The organism is Paenibacillus flagellatus (assembly GCF_003217775.1).
Taxonomy (GTDB): Bacteria; Bacillota; Bacilli; order Paenibacillales; family NBRC-103111; genus Paenibacillus_AB; species Paenibacillus_AB flagellatus.
The window spans coordinates 123,489-145,432 of the sequence record NZ_QJVJ01000007.1 but is presented as its reverse complement, the minus strand read 5'-3'; the positions used below and the strand labels follow the sequence as shown (position 1 = coordinate 145,432).

At 62.2% G+C, this 21,944-nt stretch carries 14 protein-coding genes; 1 reads left to right on the top strand and 13 read right to left on the bottom strand.

Going from position 1 to position 21,944, the window contains the following annotated elements:
- Positions 1–43 precede the first annotated feature (43 nt).
- From DLM86_RS16505 to DLM86_RS31745, 5 genes are all read right to left on the bottom strand, one after another.
- Entirely contained in the window at positions 44–2,413 is a 2,370-nt protein-coding gene (locus tag DLM86_RS16505) for a WG repeat-containing protein (protein ID WP_110841156.1), read from the bottom strand.
- Between the two features lie 325 nt (positions 2,414–2,738).
- A complete protein-coding gene (locus DLM86_RS32095) occupies positions 2,739–2,909 on the bottom strand; it encodes a hypothetical protein (protein WP_158289504.1) in 171 nt (56 codons plus the stop codon).
- A gap of 93 nt (positions 2,910–3,002) precedes the next feature.
- Positions 3,003–3,704, bottom strand: coding sequence for a DinB family protein (locus DLM86_RS16500; protein WP_245954656.1), 702 nt, complete (start codon positions 3,702–3,704; stop codon positions 3,003–3,005).
- An 89-nt stretch (positions 3,705–3,793) separates the two neighbouring features.
- Complete coding sequence (locus tag DLM86_RS16495; RefSeq protein WP_110841155.1) at positions 3,794–4,588, bottom strand: sigma-70 family RNA polymerase sigma factor; 795 nt, start codon at positions 4,586–4,588, stop codon at positions 3,794–3,796.
- Entirely contained in the window at positions 4,473–4,895 is a 423-nt protein-coding gene (locus DLM86_RS31745; protein WP_146250227.1) for a VOC family protein, read from the bottom strand. Before DLM86_RS31745 ends, DLM86_RS16495 begins: the two co-directional genes overlap by 116 nt.
- A gap of 422 nt (positions 4,896–5,317) precedes the next feature.
- On the opposite strand from DLM86_RS31745, the gene DLM86_RS16490 reads away from it, so the two are divergent.
- A complete protein-coding gene (locus DLM86_RS16490) occupies positions 5,318–10,714 on the top strand; it encodes an OmpL47-type beta-barrel domain-containing protein (RefSeq protein ID WP_110841154.1) in 5,397 nt (1,798 codons plus the stop codon).
- Positions 10,715–11,082: 368 nt separating this feature from the next.
- On the opposite strand, the gene DLM86_RS16485 is transcribed toward DLM86_RS16490, so the two are convergent.
- From DLM86_RS16485 to DLM86_RS16450, 8 genes are all read right to left on the bottom strand, one after another.
- Positions 11,083–12,588: an alpha/beta hydrolase family protein gene (locus tag DLM86_RS16485; RefSeq protein WP_110841153.1), complete on the bottom strand. Its 1,506-nt coding sequence runs from the start codon at positions 12,586–12,588 to the stop codon at positions 11,083–11,085.
- Positions 12,589–12,945: 357 nt separating this feature from the next.
- Complete coding sequence (locus DLM86_RS16480) at positions 12,946–13,797, bottom strand: sulfurtransferase (protein WP_110841152.1); 852 nt, start codon at positions 13,795–13,797, stop codon at positions 12,946–12,948.
- A 19-nt stretch (positions 13,798–13,816) separates the two neighbouring features.
- The gene (locus DLM86_RS16475; protein WP_110841151.1) at positions 13,817–14,590 is read right to left on the bottom strand and encodes an ABC transporter ATP-binding protein; all 774 of its coding nucleotides are present in this window, start codon (positions 14,588–14,590) and stop codon (positions 13,817–13,819) included.
- Between the two features lie 22 nt (positions 14,591–14,612).
- On the bottom strand, positions 14,613–15,641 hold the full coding sequence (locus tag DLM86_RS16470; protein WP_110841150.1) for an ABC transporter substrate-binding protein: 1,029 nt from the start codon (positions 15,639–15,641) through the stop codon (positions 14,613–14,615).
- A 29-nt stretch (positions 15,642–15,670) separates the two neighbouring features.
- The gene (locus DLM86_RS16465; protein WP_110841149.1) at positions 15,671–16,450 is read right to left on the bottom strand and encodes an ABC transporter permease; all 780 of its coding nucleotides are present in this window, start codon (positions 16,448–16,450) and stop codon (positions 15,671–15,673) included.
- A 61-nt stretch (positions 16,451–16,511) separates the two neighbouring features.
- Positions 16,512–17,885, bottom strand: a complete 1,374-nt coding sequence (locus DLM86_RS16460) for an LLM class flavin-dependent oxidoreductase (RefSeq protein WP_211326545.1) — start codon at positions 17,883–17,885, stop codon at positions 16,512–16,514.
- Between the two features lie 50 nt (positions 17,886–17,935).
- Entirely contained in the window at positions 17,936–18,925 is a 990-nt protein-coding gene (locus DLM86_RS16455) for an aldo/keto reductase (protein WP_110841147.1), read from the bottom strand.
- A gap of 213 nt (positions 18,926–19,138) precedes the next feature.
- Positions 19,139–21,937, bottom strand: a complete 2,799-nt coding sequence (locus DLM86_RS16450) for a DOMON domain-containing protein (protein ID WP_110841146.1) — start codon at positions 21,935–21,937, stop codon at positions 19,139–19,141.
- Positions 21,938–21,944 lie beyond the last annotated feature (7 nt).

Here is a 21,944-nt window from a genome sequence, read left to right as displayed (position 1 = left end):
TGATCGGGAACCGCCCCTTTGCTTTTTCTCGGAGCATTCGTTATTACAAGCCGTACTTTTCTCCCAAGAGCGCTTTCGCCCGCTTGCGCTCCTCTTCGTCTTCGGATGCCAGCGCTTTGTTCAGGCAAAATATCGCCATGTCGTCCATGCCGTTAAGTCCGCTCAGCGCTTTCCCTGCGTCGAAAAAAGTACCGTTGACGAGCGCATGGTTCAAGACCAGATACGGATCGGCCTTCGCCGCGGCCGAATAAGCGGCCGACACGCTTTGTTCGTCCGAGCTTCGATCCGCCGCGTACAAGTTGAAGTACAGCCGGTTCTCCGGAACGATCTCCGCCGCTTGAGCGGCAATCGCTTTGGCCTCGTTCCATATCTCGTCCGCGCCGAACAGCTGGGCCAGCTCGCCGAGCAGAAACGCGTATTCCATATAAGCTCCGGCGTCGTTCGGATATTCGGCGAAGTGCGCCTTGTACCCCGCCTCCACCTCGTTCAGCTCGTCCTGAAGCTCGAGCGCCATCTGCTCGCGCTCGTCCGCGCCGGATCGGTTGAACGCGTCCACCCATTCGTCGAAGCCGGCCCATAGCTCCTCCATTCCGAACAGAACCGGGTCGAACGGACGATACGGCGCGTAGTCGACCTTCGCCCCGACTGTTTCGGACAAGAAGCGAACCGGGACGAGCGTCGAGCCGTTCTCGATCGCGGGTGCGGCTTCGAGCGTCACGGACGACCCGTTCACGAGCGCATTCGTGTCGTCGATCGTCAGCTTGATCGAGAGCCCCGCCCGCGTCGCCGTCACCGTTCCGGCAGCCGGATCCCATCCGAGCTCGAGACCCAGGCTTTCCAAAATGGCGCGTGCCGGGACAAGCGTCGTACCGTTGCGGACGACCGGCGGCACTTCGAGATCGAGCAGCTTCCCGTTCACTTCGATCGCTTTCCCCGCGACGAACACGAGGGAATAGTCGCGACCCTGCGAATCGCGCGGACGAACGACGTTCCCCTGCTTGTCGACGTAGAAGGAACGGCTTCCTTCCCGAACGGCGAAAAACGGGCCGGTTTTGCCGTCGGCGAAGTCGTATGCCGGGCGGATCGCCCATTTCCCGTCAGTGTCGATGTAGCCCCACTTGTCGCCGCTTTCGGCTGGCGCGTAGCCGTCCTTGAAGTCGCCTGCGGAAGTAAAGGCTGCGGCGATCGCCATTTTGCCGGTTTTGTCGGTATAGCCGTAACGGTCGCCTTCCTTCACGACGGCGAGCCCTTCGGCGAACGGCCCGGCATGGTCGAAGCGCGCGGGGATGACGTACGAGCCCGTCTTGTCGATGTAGCCCCATTTGCCGTTCGTCTTGGCGGCGGCCAGCCCTTCGGAGAAGTCGCCCGCATCCTCGAATTGGAGCGGCACGACCTCCTCGCCGCGCTTGTTGATATAGCCGTAACGGTCCTCTCTGGCGACTTTGGCCAAGTTTTCCGAGAACGGACCCGCGTCTTCGTGAAACTTGTAAATCAGGTTCGTGCCGTTCTTGTCGATGAAGACGAAATGATTCCCCCACACGGCCGCCGCATAGCCGTCCCGGAACGGCAGCGCCCAGTCGTATTCGAACCCTTTGGCCATCTTGCCCTGCTTATCGATGTAACCGAACTTCAACTCGCCGTCCGTCCTGCGTCCCACCGCGGCGGCGCCGTTGGAAAACCGGGCGGCCGTATCGAACTGCGGCTTGATCGCGAACGAGCCGGATGCGTCGATATACCCCCACAAGCCGTCGGACTGAACGGCGGCGAGCCCTTCGGAAAACGGCTCCGCCCCTTCGTATTCGGGCTCGATGACGACTTTTCCCGTATCGTCCATGTAGCCGTACCGGCTGCCGATCGAAAACGGATACAGCTTCGTTTCCTCCGCCTCGGCCGCGTCCGCCTTCGGCCGGAAATCGATCGTGACGCCCCGCTCCCCGTCGAAGGTCGCGGAATAGCCGATCTTCTGGAACCATTCGAGCGGAAAGCAAGGATAGTCTCCGACCAAATGGACGGTGATGTCCGAAGCGAGCGTAAGCTCGGACTGCTTGATCTTCTCCTTGTTCAGCACGGTCACTTTGGACGACCCGACCTTCAGGTCGTAATAAGCGGAACGGGCGATGTCAAAGACGGTGATGCGGCCCGTCGCGCGATCGTACGTCGCTTCCAGCGGAATGTCTTTGGCATTTCCGCTCTGCAGCATGAAGATCGGAACGGTTGCCGTGCCGTTCTTGACGACAAGCGCCGACGAATGGGTCGTCGCCTGCTCCTCCCCCCAGTAATCGACGTATTGGTACGTCACCTGCCCTTTCTCGATCACCCGCTCCGTGTCGGCAGACGCCGCCGCCGCGACGGAAGCGGCGAATGCGAGCAGGCAGGCGAGCCATACGGCCCCCGCGGCTACCATTCGTTTCATGGCCTCTCTCCTTTTCCTCTCGCTTGGAATATATTAGGATTCCCGGGTCATTGTACCATGGAGTGGGACGGCGCACCATACGTTTTCGACAAATTTTCCAACTTTCCCCTAAACCGAACGTCCTATCGTGTTCCGACAAAAGTTTCATTGCCGCATTCGGCGGTTGGTGATGCGGGCGCCATACGACCGCGAAACGGGAAAAGAAGGCGGTCAGCGCGCCATGGAAAAGGCAAAGGCCGTTTCCCGGATCGGAAACAGCCTGCACATCCATCCCTATGCATCGCGAACGCCCGGTCCTGTCTCCCCGGGTTTCTCCCATTCGCGATCATTCGTTTTCCAGCATCTCTCTCCGGCCGAGGCAGGCGTTCGTCCCCCATCGCCCCGCCGATTGGGCCCATTGCCCTAATACGCGAAGAGAGTCGGGAGTGAGGAAATACCGCTTGTCCCGTCCGTTCTGCCGGACGTCGACCAGCCGGGCGTCCTGGAGGGCGTTCAAATGTTTGAGGACGCCTTGAAGCGTAATCGGAAACGTTCGGCGAGCTGCGTCGCCGTCTTCTGGCCTTCCTGGGCGAGCGTCTCCACGATTCGTTTATTTTTGGTATTTTTCTTTAATCCGCAGGCATCGGTTCAAGTGCACGAAAGGGTGCCGGGTAGCGGGCATCAACACCAAGCCGGCGAACGTTTTGCCGCCCCAGTAATCGAGAAGCCATCGCGCCTCGTCTTTGACGGCGCCTTGCTCGAGCAGACGTCGGATGCGCGCGGGGTCGACCTTCGTCTTAAACTGTCCGGGCTGCAGCGACCGCATGATCTCGCGCGTCCGTCTTCCCACGGCAAGACGATACGAGAATAACGCATCCGGATCGACTGTCGCGCTGAATGCGGCGGCTTCCTCCTCCCTCATTTCATTGCCGGAATGGACGGCGGTTACGTTCATTTTGGCCTGCCAATTATGAAAAAGTTGGTCTCCGCCATGAATGAGGACGTTCATCGTCATATCTTCGATCCGGGCGATATGCCACAGGTGCCAGACGATCGAGTTTCGCGTGTCCGGCATCTCGACGGGGTATCGGCGGAGCGTCTCTTCCTTGATGTCTTGTACCAGCTCGTCCTCCATCGTCGGATGCCCGTCCCCGTCCATGCCGCCGGCGTATAGCCAAGCGTGCTGGCTCAAAAACAACTCGACCGCTTCTTGGTGTTCGGCCGGTTTTGCGATCATGTCCGTCAACCGCTTATGATTCTCGTTCCACGCTTTGCGCTGCTCCTGGTTCATGCAGACTCCCACCGTTTCCATCGATTATGTTTCCGTATCGCGCAGCCGTACTTGTTCCCGTCGGGATCGTACGGCGAAAAGCCGCGAAGGCCACAATTTCCCCAAAAAGCTCATTCCGCCGATTGTCGGATCAGAGGTGAAGTCACCATCAGCACGTTGCCGTCCGGATCCTTGAAATAGAACCAGGCGCACCCGTGCAGGAAACGCACGCGATCGATCTTTATGCCGCTATCGGACAAATCGCGATAACGGCGGAACATCGAGTGGAAATCGGCTCTCCTGAACGCTTGGACGAACGCTTCCAGCAGTTCCGCGTCCGCTTTGGACGTTGGAGCGGCACCCTCATCGTTTTCCGCCTCATCCAGTAAATGAAGCTGTCGGTCCGCCGCTTTCTTTAGCCGTTTCCTGGCGCGGTGCAAGGCGGCCTTGACCGCCGTCGCAGGCTGCCCCAACGCTTCCGCGGTTTCTGTCGGAGTGAACCCGAAGACGTCCGTCAGCACGATCAACGCCACCTGCCTCGGCTCGAGTACGCCCATGAGCCATTCCAGCGACTCGCGGACGTCATGCCGGCTCCAATCCGCATAGGACGGGCCGTCCGGATCGGCCAAAAGCTCCGGCACGAACGCAATCTTACGTCTTCGGCAACGATCGAACCATGCGTTCGCCGCTATGCGGTACAGGTAAGGCTTGCTCCATTCGCGCTCCGGCCCTCTTCGGAACCGGCGGAACGCCTTGATCATCGTCTCTTGGAATAAGTCGTCTCCGTCCCACGAATATGCGTCATAGCAGTCAATCCTTCCTGTACTTCTGCTTATGCTCGTAGAACGCGACCGAAACGGGCAACTCCTCCACGATCCCGATCCGGTTGCCGTCCGGATCCAAACAATCGAAAAATCGAACCCCATCGCCGTTCACGATCGGCATCGCTTCGACCCCTTTTTCGATTAAAGCGGCATGCGAATATTCGATATCGAACGATTCGAAATTGTAGTACGGAATGCGCTCCGTTCCCGTATCGAACGTGGTCGGTTGAGCTCGCTCGACTTTCCATAGATTGATAAAGGTCGCTTCTCCCGGAAAAGCAAGCCCCGTACATACGTCGGAAAGCTGAATAACCTCCAAATCGAACGTGTTGATGTACCATTCCGTCGAACGTTTCATGTCCGTTACCGGGATAAAGACGCCGCTGACCTTGCTCATGATTTTGCCCAATGAATATTCCTCCATCGTTTGGATTTGCCTTCCTAGTACTAGTAACGAAATATTTCGGCCAAGAGATACGGGGGGCATCTCCTTATGCAACACTAACGCAAAAAAAAGCCGCGACAACCCGCCTTCCGGCAGTCAGTCGCAGCCCCTAAACGCGCCAGCCTCACGGGCGCCGCAGCCTTCCCCCTCCCCCGTCGCGATCGGATTGTCCGGGTCCGGCTCCCTCGTACTGCTTCACGTTCGCGAAGCCGGCCGCCTCCGGTGCGAGTGCGTTCGGTGTGGCGGAATTGCACAAATCGCGGACATTTCGGACGATTTCCGATTGTTTTTAATAGCGATCGCTCTTTTTTTAACCGGTTTTAAACTGACCGCTTTATGCTAGTAGGGTTAGCTGTCAGGAGTAGACGGAGAGGAGTGGGTAAGAGTTGTTGAGGACATTGTTTTCGAAACGACGGATCGGCAACATACGGCTACGGCCGGCGGTCATTTGGGCGGCAGTCCTGGTTTTGGCGATGGCCGCCTTGTACGGCGAACGGCAGGCGTCGGCGGCGGAAGGGTATCCGCCCCATCCGCTGCCCAAGTACATCGTCACCCAAAACGAGTATACGCTGGGACTGAATCCCGACGGAACGGTAGCCGGCGACGGCAAAATCCAATATCTCAACCACTGGACCTGGACGAACGTCGAATCGCTCGATGCGGGTCTGAAGCATGTCGTCGCCGTTACGACGGACGGCAAGGTGTATGCGGCGGGAGTAGACAACGACGTAGTCTGCTTCTCCAGCGACAACTTGAGTCAAAAAGCGACGCAATGGACGCAGATGAAAGCCGTGGCCGCGGGAGATTGCTTTACGGTCGGGCTGAAGGCCGACGGAACCGTCGTCGGAATCGGCAAGATGAACGGCTACGGGCAAATCAGCAATTTGTCCGACTGGTCCGGCATCAAGCAGATTGCCGCCGGCGACAATTTCACGGTCGGCTTGACCAACGCCGGCAAGGTGGTCCTGAAAGGCAACACGGATTACGGACAAGGAAATGTCGGCGGCTGGAGCGGCATCGTGCAGATCGCCGCCGGCGATATGTTCATCTTGGGGCTTCGATCCGACGGCACGGTCGTATCGACCGGCGGTCCCGACGTTTCCGGCTGGAGAGATATCGTTTGGATTTCCGCAGGCTCTTCGGTTGCGGCAGGCGTGACGAAGGACGGCAAGGTCGTCACGGCCGGCCCCGTGTTCGAGGAAATCAAACAGCAAATGGAGACGTGGACGGACATCATTCAAGTCTCGATCCGCCGTCAATCCCACGCCGTCGCCGTTCGCAAAAACGGACAGGCGGTGGCGGCCGCTCAGGCGCAAGGCTTCAATTACAAGCCGAGGGTGCCGTGGACGTTGAAGCAGTATGCGCCGCGGCAGCCGGGCTCGGTCGCCACCCCGGCGTCCCCGCGAAAGGCAGGCTCCGTCTCGCTGCAATGGACGGCCCCGTCCGCTTGGGGGCTCGGCAGCGACCGCTTCTATCAGGTGGAGTTTTACGACGGAAGCGCGTGGACGCCGATCGCCGATCGGGTGACCGGCACCGCGTTCGACTACGACATACCCGCAAGCGTCAATACGTCCGATGCCCGGTTTCGGGTGCGGGCGGGAACCGAATACGGCTTGTCGGAGTACGTAACGACGAATCCGATCGTGATCGACAATCAACCGCCGCAGGCGCCGCTGATCACGGTCGGCTCGGAATCGTGGAGCGGGCAGCCGGTCCAGGTTACGATTGCGGACGGCCACTCGGCAAGCGGTGCGGACCGCACGGAATACCGGTTGAACGGCGGTTCGTGGCAAACCTACTCGGCTCCGTTCCTCATTGAAGCGGACGGAGAGACGAGCATCGAGGCGCGAACGTGGAACAAGCTGGGGGCGGTCGGCGAAGCGAGCGCCAAGACGGTCCGGGTCGACCGGCTCGGTCCGGCGGCCCCGGTCGTGACGGCGGACGCTACCGGCTGGACCCGTGCGGAGCAAGTGACGGTTTCCGTAGCCGACGGCGCCGATGCGGGAATCGGCGTATTGCGGTCCGAGGTCCGGATCGTTGCCTCCGACGGCACCGTTCTGTCCGACTGGGCTCCCTACGTCTCGCCCTTGACGCTTCGGGACGAAGGACGCCGGACGGTTCGCGCGCGGACCGTCGATAAGCTGAATCAGGCAAGCGAGGAGACCGTCTTGGACGTATCGATCGACCGGACCAAGCCGAATGCCCCGGTCGCGACCCCGCAGACGTCCGACTGGATCGATGCGTCCGGCGTGCCCGTGACCATGCATGGGGGCGAAGACGGGCTTTCGGGCTTGCAGCGTCTGGAATATATGCTCAGCGGCGGGGCGGCCGCAGACTGGACGGAATATACCGGGGAGCTGCGGATCGAGGCCGAGGGAGAAACCGAAGTACGGGTGCGCGCCTTCGACCAGGCGGGCAACGCAAGCGACGAATCGTCCGCCCTGGTCCGAATCGACCGTTCCGCTCCGGATACGCCCGTTGTATCGGTCAGCGAGTCCGGATGGACCCGAAGGGACGTCCGGGTTGACTTCGCAAGCGCGGACCGGTTGAGCGGGCTGCTGAAATACCAAGCCAAGCTGGGGGCGGACGGCCCTTGGCGGGATGCGGCTCCCGGCGATTCCGTGACCGTCGCCGCCGAAGGCGAAACGACGGTCACGGTACGGGCGGTGGACCGGCTAGGCCACGTCAGCGCGGAGGCCGTCGCTTCGGTTCGGATCGACCGTACGGCTCCCACGATTCCTCTTCTTCAGACCGACGCGGCCGGCTGGACGTCCGGCAACGTGACGGTGTCCGTCTACGGAAGCACGGATGCCGTTTCCGGGACGGTGAAGTACCAGTTCAAGACGGGACCGGACGGCGCATGGACCGACATTTCGGGACCCGCCTTCACCGTGAGCTCGGAAGGCGAGACAACCGTCAACGTGAGAGCCTCGGACGAGGCGGGCAACGCGAGCGAAGAGGCTTACACCGTCGTTCGCATCGATCGGACGGCTCCGGCGGCCCCGGTCTTGGCCCCGAGCGCGACAGGATGGACTAACGATAAGGTGGACTTTGCCGTGAGCGGCGGTGCGGATGCGGGCAGCGGGATTGCACGATTGCAGTTTCGAATCGGCCTCGACGGGGATTGGACCGATTACGCGGGCGACGCGGTGACGGTCGAAGCGGAAGGCGAAACGGCCGTTTTCGCCCGGGCAATCGACCGTGTCGGCTTGATCAGCGAAGACGCGAGCGCGATCCTGCGGATCGATCGGACGCCGCCGAGCGTGCCGGTCGTATCGTTAAGCGAAAGCGGCTGGACGAACCGTCCCGTGACGTTCGAGGTTTACGGCAGCACGGATACGGGAAGCGGAATCGCGAAATATGTGGTGAAGCAAGGCGCCGACGGGGCTTGGGAGGAATACCCGGGTACGGCCGTTGAAGTCGGCTCGGAGGGGGAAACGCCGGTATTTGCGCTGGCCGTCGACGCGGCGGGCAACCGGAGCGCCGAAGTTCGGGCGGTAGTCCGGATCGACCGGGAGAAGCCGGTCATTACGCTGCAAGGGGACAATCCGCTGCGGCTGGAAGTCGGCAACCCCTATGCGGAACCCGGGGCCGTGGCCGCGGATGCGCAGGATGGCGATCTGACCGGACGGATGACGGTTTCGGGCAGCGTCTATTCCGCCGGGCTCGGCACTTATGAGCTCCGGTACCGCGTCTCGGACCGGACCGGGAATACCGCCGATGCCACTAGAATCGTGCAAGTCGTCGATACGACGAAGCCCGTACTGACGATAAGGGGAGCGAACCCGGCGATCGTTGCGCTGGGGGACGCCTATACGGATGAAGGGGCCGCGGCGACGGACAACTACGACGGCGACATCACGGGCCGGATGACCGTAACGGGCAGCGTGTATACGAAGCAAATGGGCATGTATGCGATCCGTTACAGCGTTAGCGACAGCTCCGGCAATGCGGCGGAAGCCGTCCGCACCGTTCAGGTCGTAGACAAGGAAAGCCCCTATATCGTGCTGCTTGGGGAAAATCCGCTGGAATGGCCGGTCGGGACGGCCTACGTCGATCCGGGCGCCGAGGCGTTCGATCCGCAGGACGGGAACCTTTCCGGCCGAATCGCGGTAACGGGCCATGTCGACGTATCGCGGCTCGGAAGCTACACGCTCCGGTACGACGTCGCGGATCAGGCCGGCAATCCGGCGTTCCCCGTCAGCCGTACGGTACGGGTGACGGACACGGTCCCTCCGGTCGTCACGCTGCGGGGGGAGGCGGAGATGTCCGTTAGCTACGGCGCTTCCTTTGTCGATCCGGGCGCTTCGGCTACGGATAACTATGACGGGGATATCGGCGGCCGCCTTCGGGTGCTCGGGAATGTCGATTCCCGCAAGCCCGGCGTTTACGAGCTGCGCTATCAGGTCGAGGATTCGTCCGGCAACCGGGCGATTGAAGCCGTGCGCAAGGTCAAGGTGCTTCCGGAAGAGGAGGAGAACGGGGGCTCCGCTCCAAGCTCGCCGATGCCGACCGCACCGGCGCCAACCGTCCCGGGGCCCGGAGCTGCGAGCCGACCGGATGTCGCCGGATCCGACATGTTTCACATAGATGGCCCTGCAGCCGGGCAAGACCTTCGGCTAACCGTCCGCGGAGAGGCTTTCGCCGGGGCGCTCGCCCGGGCCGGCGGTACGGACGTGGTGCTGTCCGTCAACGTTTTGCCTGAAACGGAACGGCGTTCGGTACGCGTCGATCTGCCGGCGGAATCGGTTATAGCGGCCGCGCAGGCGGCCGGGAAAAGGATCGTGCTGCAAGGCGCGGAAGCCGGTTATACGTTGAGCCCGGACGCCGTGGATGTGACGGCGCTTGCCCGGCGGCTCGGGAGCCGCGTCGACTTATTGACGATCTCGGTGACGATGGGACCGGTTGCGGACCCGGACAGACTGCAAAGCTTCAACCGGCAGCTGTCGGAGGCGGGTTATCGGCTTGTATCGCCGATTATGGAATTTGACGCAAGCGCCCGAGCCGGCGGATCTGCCGTGCCGCTGGACTCCTTCCCCGGCTACGTCCCGAAGACGATCCGGCTTCAGGAAGCGGCGAATCCCGATGAAACGACTGTGGTCCGTATGCTTCCGGACGGTTCGTTCCACTTTGTACCGGCGGTATTCTCCGGCGGTCAGGCGACCGTATGGAGCCGGACGAACGGAACGTTCATGGCGATTGTCGGGCAAGGAGGCGGCTTCCCCGATACGGCCGGACATTGGGCGGAAATGGAAGTCGGCCGGCTGGCGGCCAAGCTGATCATTCAAGGGATGCCGGACGGCTCCTTTCACCCGGACGCGGAAATAACCCGGGCGCAGTTTGCCGCTTTGCTCGCGCGTGCGCTCGGCTTGCAGCCGGTGACGCCGCAAGGACGGTTCCAAGACGTCGCCGGAGCCGATTGGCATGCCGGAACGATCGAAGCGGCCCTGGAGGCGGGATTGATCGGCGGCTTCGACGACGGCACGTTCCGGCCGAATGCACCGGTGACTCGGGAGCAGATGGCCGTTATGGTCGCCCGGGCCATGACCCTCTCGGGACTTGGGACGGAGGGAATCGCCGACAAACCCGAGGAGACGCTTCAGGGGTTCCAGGACCTCGGCAGCATTTCTCCGTGGGCTCGAGACGCGGTGGCGAGAAATGTGAAGGCGGGCGTCATTACCGGCTTCACGGATACGAGCTACGCTCCGGATCGAAAGGCCAGCCGAGCGGAAGCCGCCGTCATGATCAGCCGCTGGCTTACGCTTGCCCGCTGGATCAACTGACGCCAAACAACGGATAGGAACGACGGGGCCATGCAATTTTGCAGGCCTCGTTTTTCCGTTTCTTTTACCGCCCGAAAACGCCAAAAGGGTTGCAGCAGCCCGCCTCTCGGCAACCTGCCACAGCCCCCCCCAAACCCGCGTCCAACGCGGCCCCTGCCCTTTACTCCTCGCCCGTCGCGCTCGGATTGTCCGGGTACGAAATCCAATCGCTCCGATCCGTGCAGTGGGAATGCCTCGGAGGATAGTCCAACTCCCATGTGCAACGACCTCCCTTGGCTGCGCTTGGCATATTTGGCGGCCGCGATTAAGGAAACGGGTTCGATCGTTCCTAGAGAACAGGCTGCCACAAAAGACAGCCTGCTCCGTCATTATAATAGCGAGGTGGCGAACTTCACCTCCGGAAAGCGGCTATCCGGTCCTTTCATTAAATTTCCGCCTTGATTTTTCAGATACATATCGAAGAAATCCAGCATATAGGCATTGATAACGGAGTTCGCTCTTTCGGGCGCAATCTTTCCCGTAATGCCCAGCATTTTGAATATCGGAGAAATGAATTGGACGTCGGTATAGTTCAAATGCTCCGAATTTTCGATATAGAGGAATTGTCCCCCCGAGTCGGCCGATTCGCGCATCCGTTCAAGCTCTACCTTTTTGTCTTCCGTTACTTGCTCCATCCACTCTCTCGTGTTGCCCATACGTTTAAGCTCTTCCTCCGTGTAGGCGTGGTTATCCATCACCCTCTTTAATCTTTCGAATTCGCTTTCCGAGTTTATGAACAAAAACGGCTTTCGCAGACCCTCCCTGTCACGCAGTCGATAAAGCGCTCCATCCAAGTCTATTCCAACCGCGATTCGCGGATCGTAAGCGGCGTCGTAGGCCGTCGCTCCGCCGATGGAATGACCGAACACCCCGACATGGCCGAGATCGATTCTCCCATTTAGATGACTCGGAATCTGCCCCGATTGGATGAGCTCGAATTGGTCCAACACAAACGCCACATCGTCGGTTAACACGTTTCCCAACTTGTCGCGGTTTCCGCTTTCCGTCCGGTAATCGTGGTCGGGCGAGAATAAGTCGTTCGTTGTGCTGGTCGTGATTCGACCGTCCGGAAACTCGGTTGCAAAGGTATTGTAAGTGTGGTCGATCACGGCCACGATATATCCATGACTCGCGAGATTTTCGGCTTGCGACGTGTGGAGGAACCTGGATGAGCCGAAGCCGGGATTCGCAAGGATCAGCGGGTATGAAGTCTGTGCCGAAGAAACTTCGGCCCCCGAATAAGCATGACTGGACACGTACTTCAGGTGTTGTAAAGTAAACCCGGGAAGACCGTAGTTCGCGGCCATATAACGTAAAATCCGGGTATCGGGAATAAAGGGAGCGTACTTGCCGGTGCCGGCTTGAGCCGGATACCATACCTGAACCATCAATTCCCTCTTGCCTGACGCGGGTTTGCCAAATGTCTCCTCCCGGCTTGGGTCGACGAAATGAAAAACTTGCGTGCCTACCTTCAACTCGCCGGTTGGCGCCGGAAGATCGAATACGGGAAACACATAGAGGAAGCACGCCGTTACCGTTAGCCCAATCCCGATAAAAAGACGGCCCAGCACCCTACGGATTCGCGAGGCAGTCCGAACGGCTTTCGGCGTTAGGAACACGTTTATAAGCGAAAGCATGGGCATCAGGATCGTAAATCCGTATAAAAATAAAAGCTGAACCCTGTATCCTTCGACAAGCAAATGGATCACTAAAAAAACGGAGCCGGCTCCGCTTGCTAGGAGCAAAGCTGATCTTCGGATACGTTGATGGAAAAGGAACAGGATTGCCAACAAACAAGCATTTGAAAAGAATAGCAGCATTTCAAAGAGCCTCACGCCAACTCCCCCTAAAAACGAGTCCCATTGCTCGATAGGGTTAGTTTAAAGGAGCAACAAGGATGCTGCCATTGATCTAGGTTACAATTGCCTTACACTCTTGTAAGGTTGCAAGACGATGGCGCGGAAAGGCGAGGCAAGCCTGCTTGTGGAAGGATGGAAGCAACGTTCGGGAGCGTTCAACAACCACCTGTCCCGACCGCCTCACCGTGGCTGGCTCCGGGGTACTGCAACCTGCTTTCTTCACTTCTTGTTGGCAAGCTGTTGACGGAAAAGCCCAAAAGAGGCTGCAACAGATCGCCTCCCGGCAACCTGTCACAGCCCCCCCAAACCCGCGTCCGACGGGCCCCCTGCCTCTTACTCGTCTCCCGTCGCGATCGGATTGTCCGGATACGAAATCCAATCGCTCCAGCTCCCCGCGTACAGCTTCACGTTCGCGAAGCCGGCCTCCTCCAGCGCGAGCACGTTCGGCGTGGCGGAAATGCCCGACCCGCAGTACACGATAATCTCGCCTGACGGATCGAGCCCGGCGAAATGCGCGCGCAGCGACTCCGCATCCTTCCACGTGCCGTCCGCGGACAGCGCGTCCTTCCAGAAATAGTTCACCGCCCCCGGGATATGGCCGGCGACCGGATCGTACGGCGCCTCCAGACCGCGGTACTGGCTCGCATCCCGCGAGTCGACCAGCGCCGCGCCGCTGCTTCCGCCCGAGGCGGCCCGCGCCTCCTCCACGCCGACCAGCCGTTCCGGCCGCAGCGCGACGTCGAACGTGCGGCGCTCCGGTGACGGCTTCTCGGCCGTAACCGGCAGCCCCGCGGCCGTCCAGGCGGCGTATCCGCCATCCAGCACGGACGCCGCGTCGTGGCCGAGATAGGTCAGCACCCACCAAAGCCTCGCCGCTGCGGGCCCGTTGCCGTCCTCGTAGACGACGACCGGCGTCGACCGGTCGATGCCGAGCGCCCCGAGCCGCTCCGCCAACGTTTCCGGCGACGGCAGCGGGCTGCGCCCGCCGTGTTCCCTCGGAGGATCGGTCAGCACCGCCTTGAAGTCGACGAACACCGCTCCCGGCACATGGTCCCGTTCGTACGCCTCCCGGCCGTAGCCGCCCTCCTTCGGCGAAAACCGGACGTCCGCGAGGACGATCCGCTCTCCTTGCTCCAAGCGGGCCTCCAGCTCCCGCACGCTTACGATATTCGAACTTGCCGCCATCCGGCGCACGCCCCTCTCCTCAAATGATAAATTCGAGACTGTCCTCCGTCCGCACTTCGTGAATCGCCGCGTAAATGTCGTTCTGGATTTTGAGCAGCTCGATGTCGTCGCGCTTGCGCGGCCGCTTGTGCGGCACCGGGAAGATCGACTTGATCCGCCCCGGACGCGGCGACAGCAGCACGACCCGGTCGCCCAGGTATACCGCCTCCGACACGTCGTGCGTGACGAAGACGATCGTCTTCCTCTCCGCCTCCCAAATGTTGAGCAGATCGTCCTGCAGCTGCAGCCGCGTCAAATGATCGACCGCGCCGAACGGCTCGTCCATGAGGAGCACGTCCGGACGGTTCGCGAGCGCCCGGGCCAAGCCGGCCCGCTGCTTCATCCCGCCCGACAAATGGTGGGGGTACTTGTGCTCGAACCCCCGCAGGCCGACCATGTCCAAATAGCGCTGCACCGCCTCCCGCCGCTCCGCCTTCGCGGCGCCGCGAATTTCGAGGCCGAGCTCGACGTTCCGGAACACGGTCCGCCACGGATAAAGGGAAGGATCCTGGAAGACGACGCCGCGCTTCTTGTCCGGCCCTTCCAGCTTCTTCCCGTCGAAGAGCACCTCGCCCGACGTCGGCCGCTGCAATCCCGCCAAAATGTCCAGCAGCGTGCTTTTGCCGCAGCCGCTCGGGCCGAGAATGCTCAACAATTCGCCGTCCTCGATCGTCAAGTCGATTTGCTTGAGCGTCTCGGTCGGGTTCGTTCCGCCGTACGACTTCGAAACGCCGTTTATTTGAAATCCGGCCATATCGCGACCTCGCTTTCCGCCGTTACTTGCCCGGGATGAACCGCAAGTCCACGAATTTGCCCGCGTCGTAGACGCGATCCTGGAAGCCCAGCTTCACCTGGATTTGCTGCGTCTCCTCGAGCGCCTTCAAATCGACGTCCGGCTTGTTCTCCCACAGCACCTCTTCGCGCGCGAACGCTTTTTCCGCCGCGGCCGGGTCGATCTTCACCTTCGTCAGGAAGTACGCCTTGTACTCGTCGAGATGGCTTTTCGCATATTCCTGCGACTTGAAGTAGGCGCGGAGCAGCTTCTTGATCAGCTCCGGGTTTTTGTCGATGAAATCGTTTCGCGAGGCGAGCACTCCCGTATGGAAGTTCGGCAAGTAATCCCACCCTTTGGCCAAAATGTGTCCCTTGCCCGTCACCTCCGCCAACGAGGCGAACGGCTCGTGAATGATCGTCGCGGCGACCTGGCCGGAGGTGAGGCTGGCGAACGCCGCCTCGTTCACGCCGTTGGCGACGTACGTGACGTCGGTTTTGCCGAGGCCGTGCTTGTTCAGGATGACCTGCGTATAGACGTCCAGTCCGCTGCCGAACGCGGCGGCACCGACCGTCTTGCCCTTCAGATCCTCCACGCTTTTGATCTCCGGTCCCGCGATTAGATAGAACGGGCCCTTCGTCCGGAACAGCGAGGAGACGATTTTGATCGGCGCGCCTTTGCCGGCCGCGATAATCGCCGACGTCGTCGCCACGTCCGCCACGTCGACGTCTTTGCTCGTCAGCCCTTCGATGGCGTTCTGCGTCGTGATGAACTCGACGTCGAGCCCCTCTTCCTTGAAAAAGCCTTTCTCCGCGCCGAACTGGACGGCCAGCCCGCTTACCCCGTTAAACGCGGCATAGCGGATTTTTTCCGGCTTTCCGTCCCCGCCGGCGCCGGAGCCGCTTCCGTTGCTCGATTCCGCGCCCGCTTGCCCTCCGTTGCCGCCGCTCGCGTTCGAGCAGCCCGCAACCGCCAATACGGCCGCGAGGCTTAATGCGATCCATGCGCTTGTCCACTTCGTCATTCGTTTCATCGTTCGCTCTCCCCCCATGATGTCGTTCGTCAAGATGATTTCCAGCGCAGCACTACTTTTTTCTCCAGCCAATCGATCGCCGCGATCAAGAGCACCGACACGACGGTGACGACCGTAATGATCGCGAACGCCTTGGCGGTGTCGTACAGCGACGTCGCCTTCACGAGCAAGTTGCCGAGGCCGTTTTTGGAGGCGATCATCTCGCCGAACAGCGCCCCGACGAGTCCGGTCGCCGCCGATACGCGCAAGCCCGCGAATATCGTGGGCGCGGCCGACGGCAGGACGACCTTCAGCACCGTCTGGACTTTCGTCGCTTCGAACACGCGCGCCACCTTCAAATGGTTGTCCGCCGTCTGCTTGACGCCGGTGATCGTATTGTAGGCGATCGTGAAGAAGCAGAACAGAAAGACGATGGCGATTTTATGCGACAGTCCGATGCCGAGCCACAGCATGAGCAGCGGAATGATCGTCACCTTCGGTACCGCCAGCAGCGCGGACAGAAACGGGCCGAAAAACGTCTCGGCCCGCGGCACCAGCACGAGGAACAGCCCCGTTCCGATGCCGGCCAGCGCGGCGAGCAGATAGCCCGCCAAAAATTCCTGCAGCGTCACCGCCAAATTCGGGAAGATGTCCCCGTTCGCGAACAACGCGACGATTTCCCGGACGACCCGGGTCGGCTCGGACAAATACAAGCTCCCGATGATGCCCTGCCGAACGGCGTATTCGATAAACCCGAGACCGGCGAGCAGAAGCGCGATTTGACCGATCACGATGCCTCCGCTCGCCCGTCCGGACTTGTCCCTATCCATATGCTCATCCCCTCATTTCCGTCCGTCCGGAGGACGCCCCTCCGGGCTTCCGGCGCCATTCTCAGCGGCCTTGCAAAGCTTCCTTCTTCGTGAACGCATTGTCCGGACGCGTCAGCCCGAAATGGTCGCGGAACGTCGCGCCCTCGTATTCGGTCCGGAACAGCCCGCGCCGCTGCAGCACCGGCACGACCAAGTCCGCGAACAGATCCAAGCCTCCCGGCATGTACGGCGGGCAAATGTTGAAGCCGTCCGCCGCCTCCTCGACGAACCATTGCTCCATCTGGTCCGCGATCTGCTCGGGATCGCCGACGATGAGCAGATGGCCGCGGGCGGTCGCGGCGAAATAGTGGAACAGCTCCCGGACCGTGATGTCCTCGCGTCCCGACGCCCGCTGCGCCAGCGCGACGAGCTGCCGCGCCTCGTCGCCCGGCTTGGACGACAGCGACAAGTCCGGCAGCGGTCCGTCGAGCGGCAAGCCGGTCAGGTCGATGCCGATCCGCTCCGACAGCGGCCCCAGGTTGAAGTCCGTGACGAGCAGCTCGCTCAGCCGGCGGTATTTCGCCCGCGCCTCCTCCTCGGTGGCGCCGACCAGCGGCACGAGCCCCGGCAAAATGAACAGCTCCTCCGGCTTGCGGCCGTATTTCGCCAGCTTGCTCTTGATGCCGGCGTAAAACCGTTTCGCAGGCTCGAGCAAAATTTGTCCCGTAAAGATCGCATTGGAAAACCGCGCCCCAAGCTCCTGGCTCCGCTCCGACGTACCGGCCGACAAGAGCGGAATTTGCCCTTGCGGCGGCCTCGCCACGTTGAGCGGTCCCGCCACGGCGAAATGGTCGCCCTTGTGATGGATGGCGTGAACCTTGCTCCCGTCCACGAACACGCCGGTTTCCTTGTCCCGTACGAAGGCTTCGTCCTCCCACGTATCCCACAGCCGCTTGACGACGTCCACGAATTCGTCGGCGTAGTCGTACCGCTTCTCGTTGTCCCAATGCTTCTCGCGGCTGAAGTTGAGCGCCGCCCGCGCGTCCGCCCCCGTCACGACGTTCCAGGCGACCCGGCCGCCGCTCAAATGGTCGAGAGACGCCGTCATCCGCGCGACGTGGTACGGCTCCGCATACGTCGTATTCGCCGTAACGATCAAGCCGATCTTCTCGGTCACCGCGGCGACGTTCGCGATCATCGTGAACGGCTCGAGACGAACCATCTGCGACGGAAACTGGTACTGCATATCCGCGCTCGAGGCTAAGGCGTCGCCGAGGAAGAAGAAGTCGAACTTCGCGTCCTCCAGCTTTTTCGCCACTCGATGAAGAAAGGCCGGGTCGAACGCCCCGTCCGCCCGCGCCTCCGGCAGCCTCCACCCCGCGGGATGATAGCCGGTCGAGAACAGGAACAATCCCAAGTGCATCTGACGTTTCGGTTTCGGTTTCGGTGTGCTCATCGTGCTGCCTCCTCGATTAATCATACTTTCCCAATGCAATTACACAGGTTTTAAGGTAAAAAAAGACCGACCCGCCGCGACGCCTCGTCGATGTCCGCCAGCTCCTCCGCCGACAGCCGCCCTACCGTCGCCCGAAGCAAATCCGCGATCTGCTCCGGCTTCGAAATGCCGAGAATCGCCGAGGAGATGTAGGAATGGCTCAGCACCCAGGCGAGCGCCAGCTGCGCCAGCGTCCATCCCCGACGATCGGCAAGCGGGCGGATCGCTTCCACCAGCGCGTAGGCGGGATTGGAATCGAGCAGCAGCTGCAGCCGCTTCTCGCCCGCGGCCAGCCGCGAATCGGCCGGCGGCGCTTCGCCTTCCCGATATTTGCCGGTCAAAATGCCTCGGCCCAGCGGGCTGTAGGAGAGAATGCCGACCTTCTCGGATACGGCGAACGGCACCAGCTCCCGCTCGATTCCTCGCGATAGCAAGCTGTATTCGGGCTGGACGCCCTCGAACCGGTGCCAGCCGCGCAGCGCGCTGATCCCGTGCGCCTTGGCGATCTGCCAGGCGGCGAAGTTGGAGCAGCCGATATAGCGGATTTTGCCTTGGCGGACGAGCTCGTCCAGCGCGCCGAGCGTCTCCTCCAGCGGCGTCGCGGCGTCGAACTGGTGCACCTGGTAAATGTCGACATAGTCCGTCTGCAGCCGCCGCAAGCTGTTCTCCACCGCGCGGTACAGGTGGTAGCGGCTCAAGCCCGCGTCGTTCACCCCGGTGCCGACCCGCGCGAACCCTTTCGTCGCGAGCACGACCCGGTCCCGCCGGCCGCGCAGCGCCCGGCCGACGATCGTCTCCGACTCGCCCGTCCGATTCGGGTCGCCGAGGTCCATCCCTGTGCCGTACACGTCCGCCGTATCGATCAAGTTGATGCCGGCGTCGAGCGCCGCGTCGACGACGCGGATCGAGCGTTCCTCGTCGATCCAGCGGCCGAACGCCATCGTGCCCAAGCTGACCTCGGACACCTTCAGGCCGGTTCGGCCCCATTGTCTGTATTCCATCCTCGCCCATTCCCCCTTCGTCCCGAAAAAAGAAAAAGACGACCGAAACACGCCCTGTTCGGCAAGGCGGCGTCTCCGGTCGTCCGGTAGATAGCATGTGTTGGCATTCGAACGGTATTCGGTTTCGATCGTCTTTAATCATAGTAAGTCTATCGGATATAGGAGATCATAACACGCGCCCGCCTATCTGGCAATACGGAAAATACGACATCTTTATTCGAGGCCGAGCCGCGTCGTGCAGGCGTGGAACGACAGCCACGACGGCAGGAACGTGTCGCCGCCGCACCAATAGTCGAACACGCCCGCCGCCTTCGCATACTCGATCGCGGGCAGCTTCTCGTCCGTCCATTGGACGAAGCCGAACCGGAGCGGCTCGCGCAGCCCGCCTTCGGCGACGCCGAACTCGGACAGCGGAATCGCGACCTCGTACAGCGTCAGCTTCGCCGGTTCGTCGCGCGCGATCATCACCTCCGCCCCTTCCACTTCGCCCACATACGGGTAATGGACGGCCGACCGCTCCAGCTGATAGGGCGTCGTTCGCGGCGAGTCCGGACGCCGCAGCCGGGTGAACCGGTCGCGGCCGTGCTTGTCGCGGAACAGCGCGTACTCGTACTCGGTATCGCGATACCCGCCCTTCCAATACCACGGGTCTCCTGCCTGGCGGAAGCTGTTCGGGGCGCGGTCGCGGAACGCGAAGGCGATGTCGAACAGGTCTCCGCACAGCCACGGCTTATCCAGCCCGTCGGGATCGCCGTCCGCCGTCTGCGAGAACGACGGCTCCTCGACGGCGAAGCCGATATACAGCTTCGTCTCGTCGTAGGCGGCGTATGTCCGCGTCACGACGGCCGCCTCCGGCGTCCCCTCGGGTCTCGCCGCGTCCGGGTTCAGCGCGTAGTGCGTCGGGTCGACGCCGAGCCGCAGCATGCGGCTGTCCGTCGTCGTCGGTACGACGCCGTCCCAATCGGACAGCCGCCCGGTCAGCCGGACCGTCTTCCTCGAGGCGACCGCCGCCTGTACGATTTGCCCGTATTCGACCGGCGGGGCGTCGTCGTGGTCGGCGCGCAGCCGGACCGCGTACCGGTTCGCTTCGTTCGGCTTCGCCTCGGCCAGCCCGACGCGCAGCTCGGCGATCTCTCCCGCCGCCAGCTCGTACGCGACGCCTCCTTCCTTAGCTCGCCACCCGTCCGGCAGCCCGACGGCGGTCAGCCGCCCCCGGATCGGACGGTTCAGCTGGTTTTGGATGCAGACGGTCAATGCCGGCGACCGGTCCAGCGGCTCCGTGATCAGATGGACGAACAAATTGACCGGATGCCCGCACTCGATGCGCGCGGACCGCAGCAGCGCCGCCAGCCCGCCCGCCTCGAGCTCCTCGCTCGTCACGTACACCGGCTCGGCCGTAAAGGGGACGACCCATTGCCCGTCCCGCACTTCGCCGCACGGCGCCCCCATGAAGTCGAGCACGCGAATGTCCCGGGCCGCCGCTTCGAATGCGATCGTCCCCCCGGCGAGACGTTCGGGGCTTTCGCCCATCCAGCTCCAAAGCACCGCGACCTTCAACCGGTCGTCCTCGTATTCGGGCGGCACCGGCACGCTCCAACGGGCGGAAAATTCGTTCGCCCGCGTCTCGTTCGCATCGGCGAACCGCTTGTTCGCGAACACCGCTCCCCATATAAGCGGATGGGCGGGCCACAGATCGGCCACCGGCACGCGGTCCTCCAACAGGTGCGTCATGACGCCGTAAGCGGCCGCACCGGCCAGCTGCGTCGTCTCGAAGCCCATATTGTGCTGGATGTTCATCTGGTACAGCCCGGCGAGCGCTCCGAGCACGTGCTGGACGACGATTTGCTTCGCCGCCGTCTTGATCTTCTCCCTGTCGCTCTCCCAGACGTCCACGACGCCGCCCTCGGTCAGGAAGCTCCGCCCGACGCCGTGCTTCTCCGCCAGCCGGACGTGGTAGTCGACCGTACGCAGCACTTTGCCCTGCCGGCCGTTCGGATGTCCGATCTCCGCGTACGGATGGTGGCATGCGACGTCGATCCGCCGCGTCGTCTCCGCGTCGATATACAGATGGTCCTCCAGGTAGCTGGCCGATTCGCCGGATACGACGACGAGGTCGGGGCGAACCTTCCTCGCCTCGTCGATCCACTTGTTGTGCAGCCGCCGGAACCGCTCCGCCGTATCGGCCCACGTCCAGCCGTACACCCACGGTTCGTTCCAGAACTCGACGTACTTCACCTCGGGAAACCGGGCGACGATCGGGACCGTCGCGCGGATGAATTCGTCGTCGTCGCGGGGCGGTCCCCAATGCCGCTTGCCCCGCGCCGTCTCGGCGCGCGCCCATTCGGGGTTCGCATAGCCGACCAAGCCGACGATGCCGATGTCGTGCTCCCGGCAAGTGCGGACGACACGCTCGATCCCGCGGAAGTCGTAATCGATCGGGTCGTCCGGCTTCCGCTCCGGCCGCCACGTCTCGGGCGTCGCCGCCGACGCCGGTCCGGCCGGGCCGGATGCGGCGAAGTGGCCGCGGTACATTTTCACGCCGATCATCCGGTCGAACCGATAGTGGCCCTGGTCGAGATGCACGTTCGTCGCGAAAAACGACTCCGGCCTCGGGCCCGGATGCGGCCCCGGGACGACGGCCCATTCCGTCTCCGCGCGGCGAAGCGCCGCCCCGTCCGGCGCCAGCAGCTCGGCCGCCGCTTCATAATAGCCCGTCTGCGCGAGGACGAGCTCGATCGCAGCGACGGCCGCTCCATCCCCACGGCACTCCGCCGGGCGCTCCGTCTCGAACACCGTCCGCCCGCGAACGTCCTTCACGACGACCCGGCACCGCAGCGCACCGTCGGCGCCACTCCTTTCCGGTATCGCCTCGGCGACGACGGTCAGCGTCAGCGGACGATGCAGGACGTCCTCCGCAGCGTACAGCCGGTGCTCCCCTTCCGGCTCCAGCCGGATGTCCATTTCTTGCGCCGACATTCCGGCCGCCGCCGCTTCTTTCCGTTCCACTGTCATGGACACG

Bases quoted from the DNA above. Each gene is read 5' to 3' on its own strand.
- DLM86_RS16505 (WP_110841156.1), bottom strand. From the start codon at position 2,413: ATGAAACGAATGGTAGCCGCGGGGGCCGTATGGCTCGCCTGCCTGCTC.
- DLM86_RS16500 (WP_245954656.1), bottom strand. From the start codon at position 3,704: ATGGAAACGGTGGGAGTCTGCATGAACCAGGAGCAGCGCAAAGCGTGG.
- DLM86_RS16495 (WP_110841155.1), bottom strand. From the start codon at position 4,588: ATGGGGTTCGATTTTTCGATTGTTTGGATCCGGACGGCAACCGGATCG.
- DLM86_RS16480 (WP_110841152.1), bottom strand. From the start codon at position 13,797: ATGGCGGCAAGTTCGAATATCGTAAGCGTGCGGGAGCTGGAGGCCCGC.
- DLM86_RS16475 (WP_110841151.1), bottom strand. From the start codon at position 14,590: ATGGCCGGATTTCAAATAAACGGCGTTTCGAAGTCGTACGGCGGAACG.
- DLM86_RS16470 (WP_110841150.1), bottom strand. From the start codon at position 15,641: ATGAAACGAATGACGAAGTGGACAAGCGCATGGATCGCATTAAGCCTC.
- DLM86_RS16465 (WP_110841149.1), bottom strand. From the start codon at position 16,450: ATGGATAGGGACAAGTCCGGACGGGCGAGCGGAGGCATCGTGATCGGT.
- DLM86_RS16460 (WP_211326545.1), bottom strand. From the start codon at position 17,885: ATGAGCACACCGAAACCGAAACCGAAACGTCAGATGCACTTGGGATTG.
- DLM86_RS16455 (WP_110841147.1), bottom strand. From the start codon at position 18,925: ATGGAATACAGACAATGGGGCCGAACCGGCCTGAAGGTGTCCGAGGTC.
- DLM86_RS16450 (WP_110841146.1), bottom strand. From the start codon at position 21,937: ATGACAGTGGAACGGAAAGAAGCGGCGGCGGCCGGAATGTCGGCGCAA.